This is a genomic window from Streptomyces sp. NPDC020362, assembly GCF_040642095.1.
Classification (GTDB): Bacteria; Actinomycetota; Actinomycetes; order Streptomycetales; family Streptomycetaceae; genus Streptomyces.
Map to the genome: position 1 here is coordinate 1 of NZ_JBFAET010000110.1, position 13,640 is coordinate 13,640.

Sequence of the window (13,640 nt, forward strand, 5' to 3'; positions counted from 1 at the left end):
CATGATCGGACAGCTTTACTACTGCCTGCAGAATCGCCGCCCGTTCGAGGAAGGCACCGCTTTTCCCGTCGTGCTCACCTCAGCGGCTTGACCCCTAACGGCCCGGATACCGGTACCGACGCTCCCGTATCGGCAGCAGCGGTTCGATCCGCTCTCACAAGTCATCGGACACGATCCACGGCGCACAACCCACACAACCCGAACGCCCAACTCCCGCATCAGACACGGCCAACCGGACCGATCTAGCTCATTGTGTTAGCCGCTGTAACAAGCCTGTGCCGGACCGCAATGTGCTCTGCGGCATCCTGTATGTCCTGCACACCGGGATCCAGTGGGAGTACTTGCCACAGGAGTTGGGGTTCGGCTCGGGCATGACGTGCTGGCGGCGGTTGCGGGACTGGAACGAGGCTGGCGTCTGGCAACGGCTGCACGAGGGCCTGCTCGCCGAACTGAATGCAGCTTCCCGGCTGGACTGGTCCCGCTGCGTGGTCGACTCCTCCCACGTCAGGGCGTTAAAAGGGGGCAACACACGGGGCCGTCGCCGGTCGACCGGGGCCGGGCCGGCTCGAAACACCACCTGATCACCGATGGGCACGGCACCCCACTCGCGGTCCTGCTCACCGGTGGGAACCGCAACGACGTCACCCAGCTGCTGCCCCTGCTCGATGCGATCCCGGCGGTCCGTGGGCGGGTCGGCTGGCCCCGCCGCAAGCCGGACTCGCTGTTCGCCGACCGCGGCTACGACCACGACATCTACCGCGACCAAATCCGTGCCCGCGGCATCGTGCCCGCGATTGCCCGCCGCGGCACCCGGCACGGCACCGGACTGGGCACCTACCGGTGGGTGGTCGAGCGGACCTTCGCCTGGCTCCACGGGTTCCGACGCCTCCGGATCCGCTGGGAACGCAGGGCCGACATCCACGAAGCGTTTCTCAAGCTCGCCTGCTGCCTCATCACCCACCGGCAGATTCAGTCCCTGTGCTAGCTGATGCCAGTACGCTGCAGGTGTGACTGAACCGGTGGTCGGCAGGCCAGGGCCGCGGAGGCCGAGGGAGCTCAGCGATGTCCATGAGTTCCTCGACGAGGTGAGGCTCCGCCCGGGGATGTGGGTGCGCCGAAGCTCACTTCAGCATCTGGACTCCATGCTGATCGGCTACGCAGTCGCCTCCGAGATCCATGAAATCGATGAGAGTTTCGACTTCTGGAACGGCGGCCCCTTCTCCCAGTGGCTGTGGAAGCGGCTGAGCATGGCATATCCCAGCGCCCTGGGCTGGGCTGTCGAGATCGAACGAGCAGCTGAGGCGACTGGCACTCAACCGATGGAGATGTTCTTCTCCCTCTTGGACGAGTTCCGTGCTGAACATGGTGGATCGCGGAGCATGGAGGAGGGATAGCCGTCCCTGACTGACGCCTCGCTCCCAGCCGAACCCTCAACTCGCCCTGCAGGTGTGCCCACCAATAGCCATCCGCGTCATTGTGTTAGCCGCTGTAAGGGCTTGCCGGGAAACAAGTCGTGGCTTCCAGCTGTGGGTCTCGTTGTTCTGGTATGGGGAGACCGGAGGGGATCGAGGCTGTTCTGGCTGCGAAGTTCCAGGTGTTGGTGCCGCATCTGGACGAGCGTCAGCGTCGGCTGGCCATAGGGGCGGAAGCGCTGTCGCTGGGGCATGGTGGGATCAGGCTCGTCGCTGCTGCGGCCGGGGTTCGGGAGGGCACGGTCTCGCGCGGAGCGGCTGAACTCGAGTCTGGTCAGGCTTTGTTGGGGCGGGTCCGTCGTCCTGGTGGGGGCCGGAAGAAGGCTGTGGACCTTGATCCGGGGCTGCGGTCGGCGCTACTTGCGCTGGTCGAGCCCGACGAGCGGGGCGACCCGATGTCGCCGCTGCGGTGGACGACGAAGTCGACTCGGAAGCTGGCAGCGGAGCTGACGCGGCAGGGCCACCGGGTCTGCGCCGACACGGTCGCCGGCCTGCTGCGGGAGGAAGGCTTCAGTCTGCAGGCCAACGCCAAGACCATCGAGGGTGCTCAGCGCCCCGACAGGGACGCCCAGTTCCGCTACCTCAATGAGCAGGCACGAGACCACAGGGACGCCGGTGACCCGGTGATCAGCGTGGACAGCAAGAAGAAGGAGCTGATCGGCGACTACAAGAACGCCGGGCACGAATGGCGTCCCGCAGGGCAGCCCGTGAGAGTCAAGACGCACGACTTCCCCGGCCAGGCCGAGAAAGCGATTCCGTACGGAATCTATGACATGGCGGCGAACACCGGCTGGGTCAGCATCGGCACCGATCACGACACCGCGGCGTTTGCCGTCGCCTCGATCCGGCGCTGGTGGCAGGCCCGCGGCCGGCACGACTACCCCCGCGCCCGCCGACTGCTGATCACCGCCGACGGCCGGGGGCTCCAACGGCTACCGCACCCGCGGCTGGAAGACCCAGCTCGCCGACCTCGCTGCCGAGACCGGCCTTGAGATCACGGTGTGTCATCTTCCGCCCGGCACCTCGAAGTGGAACAAGATCGAGCACCGGCTGTTCTCCCACATCACCATGAACTGGCGCGGCAGACCCCTGACCAGCCATGAAGTCATGCTCCAAACCATCGCCGCGACCACCAGCCGTACTGGTCTCACCGTCCATGCCGAACTCGACAGCGGTGAGTACCCCACCGGCATCCGCATCAGCGACGACGAGATCGCCGCCCTGCCCATCACTCGCCATCGCTTCCACGGCGACTGGAACTACATCCTCCGCCCCCAGCGTCCGAGGGACGCGACGACCACCGGCAGCACGCCGGACGAGGCCCTGGCGGACAGACCGACTCGCCTCACGCGGCGTTCGCTCCAGGACCCGGAACTGACCGGGATGACCCGCCGGCAGCTCAGCGAGCTCATCGACTTGTTGACTCCAGCGATGGAGGTTCAACGCGAGCAAGTGCTCCGCACACGTCGAGGCCACGAGCGCCTGGTGGCCCCTGGCGCAGGTGCCAAAGCCAAGCTCACCTCAGCCGACCGGGTCCTGGTCACCGTGCTCCACCTGCGAAAACTCGCGACCATGGACCTCCTGGGCCAGCTCTTCGACACCACCGCCATGACCATCAGCCGCGCAGTGAAAGACGTCTGCCCGCTCCTGGAAGCCCATGGTGTTCATCTCCCAGCCTCAACAGCCCGTTTCCGCACACGGGAAGACGTCGCCAGGTTCCTCGACCCCGACAAAACCAAGATCAAACCGACGTGTTGATTCCCGGCAAGCCCTAAGGGCTGTCCCGTTACCTGGGCGCGCGTGGGACGGTCCGTTCGTAGATGGTCCCTCCGGGGATGAACCAGCCCGCCTTCTTCCGGACGGCCGGGCTCGGGTCTTGCGCCTGGGACGCCCGCAAGGCGGCGACGGCTCGGGCATCGGTATGGGCGAACTTGCCGACGAGTTCGGCGGCCCTTACCCGCACCTGCCGGTCGGGGTCGGAGCCCAGGTGTTGCAGTGCGGGTTCGAGGACTCGGTCCGCGCCCGGCGCACACGTTTCGCCCTTGCACCGGTCGCAAGCCAGGGCATGGAACGCGGCGATCCTGACCTGGGCGTCGGGATCGTCGGCCATGGTAATGAGCTGGCCCATCGACTCGGTGTCGACCAGGTGGTCCAGAAGCCGGCAGCAGCCCGCTCGGACAGCCGCGCTCTCGTGGGACAGGCCGGCACGGATGGCGCCCAGCGCGTCCTCCTTGCGACGTAGCAACTCCCAGTAGGCCTCCACGGCGCGTTGCGGGTCGCCCAAGCACGAGACGAGGGCTTCGTTGTCGGTCCTGACGAATCCGAGCATGACCTCAGTGTCGAACCGCGCAGGACAGCCAGGCAAAGGGATTTCGCCTCAGAAGAGGGAAGCACGCCGTGCCACCGCCCAAGGCTGCCAGGTCAAGCGACGGCAGCAACGGCTCATCGCCGAGCTGAGCGCCCTTGGGGTTGACACCTCCGGCCTCGCACTCGCCTGATCTCCCACACCCCAGCCCTACAGCCGGGGCAATCAACCATGCCCTCGCACGGCCATTTTCGAGTCAGATCCTCCGTGACTGCCGCCTCAAGGGCGACGGAGTCCACCACGCCATGCTCGGCATCGCCCGCCTCCACAACCTTCTCCGGGCCGCGTAGACCAACCCGCCGACGGCTTGGCCATGTCCCGATCCGACTGGAGATCGATTACGGGACAGCCCTTAGCGGGGTGCGTATTCAAGGTAAAGAGGAGTGGCGATTACACAGTATTTGCTGTGTCGGATCGAGAGGCCGACGCCGAGCGCGCGCGTGCCCGGACAGTCGGATCGGTTGCCGTCCTTCAAAACGAGCGCGCTCGGGCGCATATTTGCACATCTCGCGGGCAGCATCGAGCACCCAGCCATACTCAAAAGGGGTAGGCACCCAGTCGTCAACGAGGAGGCGACGCGCCTTGCGGGCGAGAAGGTCCATGTAGATCACGGCTGTCTGATGCTGTGGGTGCTCTGCTGGGGGGACTTCTTGCGGCTGTTCAAGGATGTGCTTAGCGGAGGCAAGCAAGAGTAACGGTGGGCTGGCGGTGGCCGCGAAGCAGACGAGGCTGTCCGCTCCTTCGGACTCGTCGCCCTCACCGCGATCCAGCCACAAGTTGAAGTCCTCGGTGATCTTGATCCAGTCACCGGGCCGGAGATCCGGATCAGTGCGCAGACGCACGTCGAATGACTTCTCGACCATTTCGATTACGGCGCCCAGCGCTTCTACGGAAGAAGGTTGAGCGTTGCCCTCGCTGCCGGGCTGGATTCCCTTCAGTGAAACGATTCCGGCATTAATCCCGGCCTCGATACCGAGTCGTCGGTCGTATCCGCGCAACTGAGGCACGAGGACACGCATCTTGCTTTCGGACAGGTAGAAGAGATCTCGCATCCTGCTCTTCGTCGAGCGAGTGCGTCGTACCATCGAATCGCCCCCCGTTGATACTCAAGTGACCGTGTGAGTCCAGCAGATGACTACCGGTCGGGCAAGAGGGTGGCGACGATGACCGTACGACGTGGCGACCCGGATCACGGCGGGACGCCATATCTGTGGCTACTTTCGCGGAGGTCGCTGCGCTGGTTGCCAACGGTCCTCGCCTTCTCGCAGACGTTGCTGCTCGAGGACGATGCCCCACGCTGACGGCGGGAATCTCCCGGGATCCCCCTAATGCCATCACGGGAACCTCCCCCTCCCGGAGCGCTGCAAAGTAGCAGGTCGCCGTTTTTCGTCGGTGGCCCGGGCCGGGGCGCACACCAACGTTTCCTGGCCGTCCTGCCGAAGAACACCGACTTCTACGCGGAGTGCTGGGGGTTCACCACGATGCGTGGTGGGCGTACGGCAGGGTCCTGTCCGGCCCCCGCTACGGCCGCCACGGGTGGGTGGCTGGCAAGCACCTCGCTCCCGGTGGCTGTGTTCATGAGAACGGACAGCAGATGTTCACGACTATGGGAGGCGCTGCCGTCTGACACTGTTCGATTGCAGCAGTACTAATTCCGCTTCAACCCTCCGCGACCGCCACGCAGGCCGTTGCCGCCCTCCGGACACCCGAACACGATTGCGGGAGCTGGGTGCGATCATGCATGCATGAACCATCTCGGCGACGCGAACCTGCGCACCTGGACGCTGCGCATTACGGCCCTCCTAGCGGCCGACACTCAAGATCAACTTGCCTGGCTGGGCGAGCGCGAGCTGGAGACGAAGGACGTCGTTGAAGAGGTGGAGCTCATGTGCCGCGTGTCCGAAGGGCTCGCGGAGCGCGGAGTCTTCGAGCCTGAGGATCAGCGTCATCTTCGGGCCATCGGCCGTCGCATCGGCGAGATCGACGTCACCCGCCGCGCCGGCCCCTGGGACAACGCTCTGGCCACAGATTCGGCGTGGGACGACATTCGTTCTCTCGCCCGCCAGTTTCTCCTCACGACGCTGGGCGACTGGCATCAGCCACTGCCACGTCCCGTGCTCCCGCACACGGGCGACCACTGAGCCGTCCAGGCTGCCTGTGCGACTCTGACACAGTCGGCGCCGCACACTAATTGGCGGGAACGTCACGACTATGTTCGGACGGATGTCGGCAGGGCCACCGCACACCGCCTGCCAAGCCCTGGTGGCCGCCTCTCGGGTCGAAACTCAAGCCGCGTTCGAATCCTCGGTGCGCTCTGACGCCTCCCGTAGCCGTGAACATCTGCTGTCCGTTCTCATGAACAAAGCCAGCGCCCAGCTTGCGGACCTTTGAGCCGGGTGCGGTCGGCGTGCAGCTCTTGTTCGAGATGGTGGTGCCCGGCTTGGCGGGTACGGGGTGTGGTCCATCTGGTGCGGCGACGGCGGTAGTGGTGAAGGTGGCGGCGGTGAGAGCGAGTGAGGCTATCGCCACCAGGCAGCGTCTGGCGCGTTTCCCGATGGTCCCTTCCAGTGTGGTCCTTGCTGGTCACGCGGTCGTACAGATCACCAGGATGGTAGGAACCACTGATCGGACCCAGGTTCGGAATTAGCAGCCTTGTCCGGATTTCATGACTGGTCCGGCGCTCTCCGGGGGGCAGCCATCCGTCGTAGCCGGATACGAGCACCGTGCAGGGAGCCAGCACCAGGAACGAGGCACCGCGGGCCGCGCCCGCCGTGGCCGGCTTCAATCCCCGGGCTGGCGCGCGGGTCTGCGCCCTCGTCAGGTCCGTGCCCTGTCTGCCGCGTCCGGCAGACGCCCGGTCGTCCCGCGGCTGTACCCGCTCCCGGCACTACCGGCGCCCGCCAGCCGCATGCTGGACGGACATCACGGTGAACCCGGGCAACGCCCGCGCGTACTAACCGAGAACAAGCCATTCCGCCCCGGCGTAATCAAATTCGCTGATTCGGTCATCATCCTTTCATCCGGTGGTCCTACGTTCCCTCGTGCTCAGCACCATCACACTGACCACACCACCGGCCGGGGACCCGCCTGCGCGCGGGCCGGCCGAAGGGGGAAAGACAACGATGCGTCACATAAGATCGACCGGCCGCTTCGGCAGAGGGCTCATAGCCTTCACCGCTGCGGCTGCCTCCGCGATAGCCGCCATGAGCTGCGCGGCCCCACCGGCCGCCGCCGCCCCGGCAAAGCCTGCCGCTGCTCAGGCCAAGCTCGGTGAGGCCTGTACTGCCGCCGATCTCGGCAAGCGTCACCCCTTCATCAAGAGCGTGGAAGTCGCCCCGACGATCACGCACTTCAAGGGCTGGTACGTCACCGACGGCTCGCTGGGCTCCCAGACCGTCGACACCAGCACCCAGACGACCATCTCGGTGTCGGTCGGCTTCAATGCCAGTGTCCAGGGCAGTTTCCAGGTCGAGACCCTCGGTATGGTCGGCGCGAGTGCGGGCCTGAACGTGCAGGTGAACTACACCTCCACGTCCAGCACTTCGAAGTCGATCACGTGGGACTTCCGCAAGCCCGGCTACTACGGCCTCTACGAGGGCACGAAGAAGGTCACCGGCCAGTACGGCAGCCTCAACTGCAACCGTGCCGACCTGGGCAACGGCACCTACGGCCTGAAGTGGGTCGAAGGCCCCGACAGCGGCAGCTACACCACCTACACGACCCTCGAAGAGGGCGCCGTGCGCTGCGAGGACAAGGTGCCGGCCAGCAGCATCATGCGCAAGGCGCAGGATCTCCTAGACTGCGGCAGCCCTGCCGGGGCCCGACACACGCCGGTGAAGGCGCACAAGGCGTCCGCGCCGGTGGAGACGCGCATCGCGGGTAAGCCGGACTGGCCGTTCCCGCCGACCAGGCCCAACCTGCCGCCGGGCTTCACCTGCGACGAGGGCGTGTACAAGATCAGCACCCAGGACCGGTCGCTGTTCTGGGTCGCGCCGGGCCTCCTGCAGGGTGACACCGTCACGCTGCGGGCCCCTTCCCAGAGCTGGCCCGGTAACCAGGACGACTGGCTGGTGTGCCGTGGTCCGCAGACAGGCGGCATCGCCGAGAACATCCTCATCAACACCGGGTCGAACAAGTGCCTGGCCATCGGCGAGCAGAACGCGGCCGACGAGGGATCTCCCCTGGTACAGGCCGACTGCAAGACAGACGACCTCCAGAAGTTCTACATCTACCGGGGTGTTCCCGGCTCCGACCTGATCGGCCTCCAGAACAAGTACACCGGCTACATGATCGGCCACGACCGTAACGCCGACGGGCAGCCGCTGCGCCAGTACAGCAGCGGCAGGCAGGACGGCTCCGGAACCTACGTCCTGACAAAGGCGTAACGCTTCCTGCTTCAGACGGGTTCCGCATCTCTCCCACGTGGGCGGGGTGCGGGATCTGCTCGTTCACCGACCACTCCGGAAGGAGACTGTGTTGAAACGCGTCAGACGTCTGCTGGTGACAGTAGCCTCCCTCGCTCTCACCACCACCGCCCTCACCACGACCGCCGCCGCCTCATCACAGCCCGCGGCCCCCACCCAGCACGGTGGCCCTCACACGAAGTGCAAAGCGGTTGCTCCCGGCTCCAAGGCATGGAAGGAAGGAGCGGTCACAGCCTGTACCGAGGTAGGCCCCGCCACATCCCGCACCTTCGCCCCTCACACCCGGGCGGATGAACAGACCAGCTGCCCCGGTTCCACCAACGGTGTGTTCGCCACCACGCGCCACGACTACTGCATCCAACACGACGTCACCTACACGCTCTACAGCAAGCCAGGGGAGGAGATCGGCCACGCCACCATGCGGGTCGTCACCAAGGCCAGCCCGAATGCCAGAGGCAGAGCCTGGACCGAAGACGTCACCGTCACTGCCACCGAAGTAACCTCCAGGGTCGGCGCCATAGAGTTCGCTCTCAGGGCTACCTGTTCCGGACAGTGCACTATGAACAAGCCCCACGCCTGGGACGGCAGACACGTTCTCCTCAATGCCGGCGAGAGCAAACACGATTTCCTTCTGTACTGGTCCGACGTCGCCCAGGACGGCGTCACGGACATCCTGCCCACCTACTACACGGACGTGTACTCCGTGAACGAGACCGAGCCAGGGGAGCGCGATAACGGCGTCTGGAACGGCGTCTACGTACGCTGTGACGACCAACTCGCCAGGCCCTACCCCGGCGCCGGCTGCATCGTCAGCGGAACCATGGCCAACGTGGACATTCCCAAGTCCTCCTACGGGGCCGCTGCCGTCACCTACGAGTGGGCACAGAACAACCTCACGGGCAACAATTTCGGCACCAAGGACAAACCGCTCCAGCGTGACGCCAGCGAGAAGAACGCTGACAACAGACGCGCCCAGTCCTGCGACCGGGCCCCGATGCCCTTCGTGAAGGATCCCACTGTCACCGACGACTCCTGTGACGAGTTCCCCTTCGCCAAGTCCACGCAAGGCGGAACGAACGGCTCTCTGTGCGCGGAGATCACCCCCCGACTGGTCAGCGCTGGCGTGTGGACTGTCCAGATCCAGCGGAACCCCGCAGGCGCCCCGTGTGTCCGCAGCCACGTCCCCCAGGGCGAGAACACCGGCGCCGGCGGACAACTCGGCCGTGCCGTCGTGTCCGAACGGATCCTGGACCACGAGTGGTACGCCGTGACCATCACGCCGTAGCGCAGGCCGTCTGACCTACACGTTTACCGCCCGGTGGGTGTTCGTTTACGACTCCAGCGACGACTGGATCTTGCCGAGGTCGAGGATCCAGTCGTCGCCGTCCCGCTCCGCGTACGGCCTCCACACGCCGGCGGTATGCCAGTCGAGGTTGCAGACGACGTCGAGCCAGTCGAGCAGCTCGTCCAGGCCGTCCTGTTGGGTGAGGTTGCGCAGCAGGCCATCGTCTCCGACTGGACCACTGCGCTGAGCCGGCTCGGCCTGAACTGAAAACCAACCATGTGGCGGCGTCGGCACAGGCACGGCGACCTGATGGGTCCAGCCGTGGCCGCACCGCCATTCAGGTCGGCCGCCCGCGGAAGGCCTTCTGCTTCGGTGCAGCCGACCCGAACGGGAGAGTTCTGCCGTTAACGGTTGCCGGGGTGCTCGACGCGGGCGCTGTCGGCACTCGCTGGTCATGGCGCCTCAGTTGGCGGTCTGCTGAGACGGTTTCCCAGGCCCGGCGCGCTTACAACGGGTCCCTGTGAGCGGCGAGGTGTTCCGTGCAGGCGGCATGCGCAGGCCCTTCGACGCTCCGCTGGACTCCGCTGCGTGATTCGGCTGAACAGCGGAGTCCGGCGGGGAGCGGCCATGATGATCGATCAGAGATCGGGCCCCAACAGGGTCAGCCGCAGCAGTGCGGCGAGTGCCAGCACCACGGGGACGGCGTACCACCACCTGCGGAGCCACTCGGCTTTGACGAATACCCACGTCAGCAGCGCCATCACAGAGCAGAAGGCCAAGCCGACGCCTGCCGCGACATGAGAGTTGGTGACGGCCTGTCGGTCCCAGGGGCCGTCCGGCTCGACCATGAAGGCCGTGAGTACGACGTAGCCGGTGACCAAGGTTGCCAGGGCGAGGACGACCGCACACACACCGGTGCCGATCCGGCTGGAGACCCCTGGCCGTCGACTCTCGCGTACCTCGGTGGTCGAATGTGCGCTTGAGCTCACCGCAGCGCCTCTTTCGCGTCGTCCAATTTCCTGTCGAAGCCCCGACCGTATCCCTGGGCGTTCGGGTCCTCGTAGTAGGGTCCGCCGTTGTAGCGGGCAGCCAGTTCCTGCATTTGGGCTCGGGTCATCTGTTCCGGCGGTACGTCGGCGAAACCGCTCTCCGCCTTGAGCTGGGCCAGGTACTCCGAGGCGATGAAAATGTTCTTCGACGGGTCCTTGATGGCGCCCCCGACGACGTCCCGCTGCATGTCGGTGAGGTGGTGCGGGTCGTAGCCGAGCACCTCGGCGGCGCGGCGCACCTGGATGGACAGTGGACCCATCGAGGTGTCGTCGGGGTCCTCTTGTCCGGGAAGGATCTGCCGTCCTGCGAAGGCTGCGTCGTCGAGCCAGCCGGGGTCGCCCTCGACCTCCTGCCAGGCGATGCCAGCGACCATCTCGGGCGGCAGGCCGGCATCGTGTGCGGCGGCCCTGATGAGTTCACTGTTGGCGGAGATGTACTCGCGACGATTGTCGTCGTCGTTGGACCACATCCAGTAGTTGTTGCCCTGGGCCTTCGGCAGTCCGTCGATGCGGGTCTCGATCCGCGACAGGATCACATTCGCCACGACGTCGCCGCCCATGGTGGGGATGGCGTCCACCTTCGGCCCCGCGCCAGGCAGCTGCGCGTAGGGGTTGTCGCTTGCTTGGTGCGCCTCGGTGAGCAGCGGCCCCAGACTCTTCAGGAACTGCCCCGGGTCCATGATGGGACTCTGGAAGTCAGGAAGGGACCGGTAGGCCGCCTTGATGCCGGCGATGCACTGCTCGCGTGCTTCGGACTCCACGCGCAGGGCGTCGCCGTAGTGGTCGCTGGTCTGGTGGTAGTACCGCTCGGCGTCCTCGCGTATCGCGTCGACGTCAACAGTCACCGCCGAGAACCAGTCCAGCACCCCTGTGGTGGCCCGCAGATCCTCCCACTGGCGCATGGGCTCGGCAGCCCGCGCCGTCGGTGTGATCGCGGTGGCCTCGCGAGACATCACCTCGGACAGTTTCCTCTCGGTGGCCTTGCCGCTCTTGTAATGGCTCTTGGCGGTGGTGACCGCGTCCGAGTACGTCGTGAGGGCGGTGCTCACTGTGCGGAAGGCTTCCGACAGGGCGTCGGTGAGCTCCGGTCCATCGACATTGAGGATCCGTTGCCCGTCGCTCTCGATCCGGCGCATCTGCTGAGGTAGGGCTGTCTTCGGACGCCGCCGTCCTGGTAGTGCCGGGACGGCCTAGTGCTCGGTCTGGGGATCTTTGACGGCTGGGGTTGGGAAGGAGCCCATTGTCTTGGACAAGCCGTGGGCGCCGGGTGGAGCTATCGATCTGGCAAGGCCAAGGTCGGTGGCAGGCTGCTGGTTGCTGCGACTGTTGCCTACGACGTCTACGGTGTGGCGGGCGCGCCGAGCGGACCCAGAGGGCCTCCACGATGGTGTCCGCCCGGCGAGCGGCCTCGCGGGCGCGGGTTGCGGTGCCGGGTCCGGGGCTGACCTCCGGTCTGTCGGGCCCGTGGTCGGCGGGATCTTGGGGGGTGTCGTCGGTGGAGTGGTCGGCATCGGCGTCGGCATCGTGGGCGGGATCGAGGAGCTGTCGTAGATGAGGACTTGGCTGGGGAGGCTGTTGAGGAAAGTGCGGCTCTGCACCGCGGATGAGGACTCGGCGGTGGTCTCGTCGCCGGGCCGGGTGTGGAGCGATCCGGAGATCCCGGATGAGGAGCGTGCGGTTCTGCTCGTACGCCTCCTCGAGGATCCCGCGGCGCGCGAGGACGAGCAGGAGGAGGCGGCGTCGGCTCTGGAGCTCCTCTCCGGTCCGTTCGTCGAGGCGGCCCTGATGCGGGCCATACGGGACGGCGACTTCAACAGCGTCCTGGCCCAGCACTGTGCCGAGTCCCTCGGCGGCATGTGGTCCAGGACCGGCCGGGTGGACTCCGCCTTCATGGCGGAACTGCGCGGCCTGGCGAGGGATGAGGTCTTCGGTATCCTCGGCATCCGCGCCCCGTGTCTGCTGCCCCCGGCGCGGCATGGCGCAGCCCACGACCGCCGTCACGGCCGGACCGGACGTAACCCGCACCGTTGAAGATCTCTAGCCGCGGGTGCTTACGGAGCGCACGTTGGGGCCCGCTTCTCCTGTAGAAGGCGAACTGAAGAAGGTGCGGGTCAGGCCCGCGCAGCGCTTAGCCGTCCAATCCGAGTATCGAGCTGGGTGAGCAGAACTCGCAGGCCTGGAAGAACCGGGTGTCCTTGGTGAGTACCGTGCGAGCGGTGCCGGCGTCGAGGGGGCGGGTTTCTCGCTGGGCCATGGTGCAGTCGGCGAGGTGGACGGTCGCACCCAGCGGGTGGTCCTCGTGGATCTTCCGCTCGACCATGTACCCGACGGCTGTCTGCTGCTCGACGTCACGGATCTTCCGGCGAGTGCTGTCGAGCTGCCAGGCAAGCCACTCTTCGAGGGCGCGCTGCTTGGCGAGGCGTTCAGCCGGAGACGGTTCGGGCACATGTTTGATTATGTGGGCGGCGTCTGATAGGAGGGGCATCGCCCCTAGGCGCCCTAAGCCAGGCTTAGTGGGCCTAGGGGCGGGCCCTCGCGCCGTCGCCTACAGGTTCCATCACGGTCTCCTCGTCGTCGGACAGCCAGCCGGCGGCTCATTCTCTGACCGGCGGGCAGAACTTGTAGGTCGCGGCAGACGGTATCCCCTCACGAACCGGGCCGGGCATGGTCGCCGGCGCCGTGGCGTTCGTCCTCGTCCCTGGCCAGCATCGACAGCAGGCAGGCCACGGTCACGCCCTCCTCGGCCGGATGGCGCAGCACCTTGTCCGGGTCGATCCTGTACCGATTGGAGCGGCCGTGGCGGGTGTGGGAGAGGTATCCGTCCTGCTCCAGGTCCGCGATGATCTTCTGGACGGCCCGTTCCGTGAGCCGGCATCGCGCCGCGATGTCACGGACCCGCGCGTGGTGGTTGTCGGCGATGCTGGCCAGCACGCGCGCGTGATTGGTCAGAAACGTCCACCCCGTGTGCGGCTCGGGCACTCCCTGGACTTCTGTCACGACTCCATGTTACGACCACACGTTCACGCACCCAAAAACACGAAAATC

General features: G+C 66.2%; 12 protein-coding genes and 3 pseudogenes. 8 read left to right on the plus strand and 7 right to left on the minus strand.

The features are described 5' to 3' along the window. Positions 1–272: 272 nt before the first annotated feature. The 3 genes and pseudogenes from AB0H32_RS30485 to AB0H32_RS30495 all read left to right on the plus strand — a co-directional run. Positions 273–985, plus strand: a pseudogene (locus AB0H32_RS30485) (IS5 family transposase); the annotation flags it as partial. Between the two features lie 22 nt (positions 986–1,007). Further along, positions 1,008–1,394 (plus strand): hypothetical protein, encoded by a 387-nt coding sequence (locus AB0H32_RS30490; RefSeq protein WP_361126953.1) that lies wholly within the window; start codon positions 1,008–1,010, stop codon positions 1,392–1,394. Between the two features lie 152 nt (positions 1,395–1,546). Continuing rightward, a pseudogene (locus tag AB0H32_RS30495) lies at positions 1,547–3,230 on the plus strand (ISAzo13 family transposase). Between the two features lie 28 nt (positions 3,231–3,258). Here the strand turns inward: AB0H32_RS30495 and AB0H32_RS30500 are convergent. Continuing rightward, on the minus strand, positions 3,259–3,801 hold the full coding sequence (locus AB0H32_RS30500) for a HEAT repeat domain-containing protein (RefSeq protein ID WP_361126956.1): 543 nt from the start codon (positions 3,799–3,801) through the stop codon (positions 3,259–3,261). A gap of 215 nt (positions 3,802–4,016) precedes the next feature. Between AB0H32_RS30500 and AB0H32_RS30505 the strand changes: the two are divergent. Then, positions 4,017–4,127, plus strand: a pseudogene (locus AB0H32_RS30505) (IS5/IS1182 family transposase); the annotation flags it as partial. Between the two features lie 78 nt (positions 4,128–4,205). Here AB0H32_RS30505 and AB0H32_RS30510 read toward each other — a convergent pair. Continuing rightward, positions 4,206–4,889, minus strand: coding sequence for an SAVMC3_10250 family protein (locus AB0H32_RS30510; protein ID WP_361126959.1), 684 nt, complete (start codon positions 4,887–4,889; stop codon positions 4,206–4,208). A gap of 693 nt (positions 4,890–5,582) precedes the next feature. On the opposite strand from AB0H32_RS30510, the gene AB0H32_RS30515 reads away from it, so the two are divergent. The 3 genes from AB0H32_RS30515 (at position 5,583) to AB0H32_RS30525 (ending at position 9,546) form a co-directional block, all read left to right on the plus strand. Next, positions 5,583–5,978, plus strand: coding sequence for a hypothetical protein (locus AB0H32_RS30515; protein WP_361126962.1), 396 nt, complete (start codon positions 5,583–5,585; stop codon positions 5,976–5,978). A 981-nt stretch (positions 5,979–6,959) separates the two neighbouring features. Next, positions 6,960–8,222: a hypothetical protein gene (locus tag AB0H32_RS30520; RefSeq protein ID WP_361126965.1), complete on the plus strand. Its 1,263-nt coding sequence runs from the start codon at positions 6,960–6,962 to the stop codon at positions 8,220–8,222. 364 nt (positions 8,223–8,586) lie between these two features. After that, a complete protein-coding gene (locus AB0H32_RS30525) occupies positions 8,587–9,546 on the plus strand; it encodes a hypothetical protein (RefSeq protein WP_361126968.1) in 960 nt (319 codons plus the stop codon). A gap of 45 nt (positions 9,547–9,591) precedes the next feature. Here AB0H32_RS30525 and AB0H32_RS30530 read toward each other — a convergent pair whose 3' ends face one another. The 3 genes from AB0H32_RS30530 to AB0H32_RS30540 all read right to left on the minus strand — a co-directional run bounded on the left by AB0H32_RS30530 (position 9,592) and on the right by AB0H32_RS30540 (position 11,731). Then, the gene (locus tag AB0H32_RS30530) at positions 9,592–9,846 is read right to left on the minus strand and encodes a hypothetical protein (RefSeq protein ID WP_361126971.1); all 255 of its coding nucleotides are present in this window, start codon (positions 9,844–9,846) and stop codon (positions 9,592–9,594) included. 338 nt (positions 9,847–10,184) lie between these two features. Then, complete coding sequence (locus AB0H32_RS30535) at positions 10,185–10,535, minus strand: hypothetical protein (protein ID WP_361126974.1); 351 nt, start codon at positions 10,533–10,535, stop codon at positions 10,185–10,187. Next, positions 10,532–11,731 (minus strand): hypothetical protein, encoded by a 1,200-nt coding sequence (locus AB0H32_RS30540; RefSeq protein ID WP_361126977.1) that lies wholly within the window; start codon positions 11,729–11,731, stop codon positions 10,532–10,534. Before AB0H32_RS30540 ends, AB0H32_RS30535 begins: the two co-directional genes overlap by 4 nt. Before the next feature lie 415 nt (positions 11,732–12,146). On the opposite strand from AB0H32_RS30540, the gene AB0H32_RS30545 reads away from it, so the two are divergent. After that, positions 12,147–12,626: a hypothetical protein gene (locus AB0H32_RS30545; RefSeq protein WP_361126980.1), complete on the plus strand. Its 480-nt coding sequence runs from the start codon at positions 12,147–12,149 to the stop codon at positions 12,624–12,626. Positions 12,627–12,723: 97 nt separating this feature from the next. Here AB0H32_RS30545 and AB0H32_RS30550 read toward each other — a convergent pair whose 3' ends face one another. Next, the gene (locus AB0H32_RS30550; RefSeq protein WP_361126983.1) at positions 12,724–13,041 is read right to left on the minus strand and encodes a DUF6233 domain-containing protein; all 318 of its coding nucleotides are present in this window, start codon (positions 13,039–13,041) and stop codon (positions 12,724–12,726) included. Between the two features lie 200 nt (positions 13,042–13,241). After that, positions 13,242–13,592 carry a helix-turn-helix domain-containing protein gene (locus AB0H32_RS30555; protein WP_361126986.1) on the minus strand — a complete coding sequence of 117 codons (351 nt, stop codon included), beginning with the start codon at positions 13,590–13,592 and terminating at the stop codon, positions 13,242–13,244. Positions 13,593–13,640 lie beyond the last annotated feature (48 nt).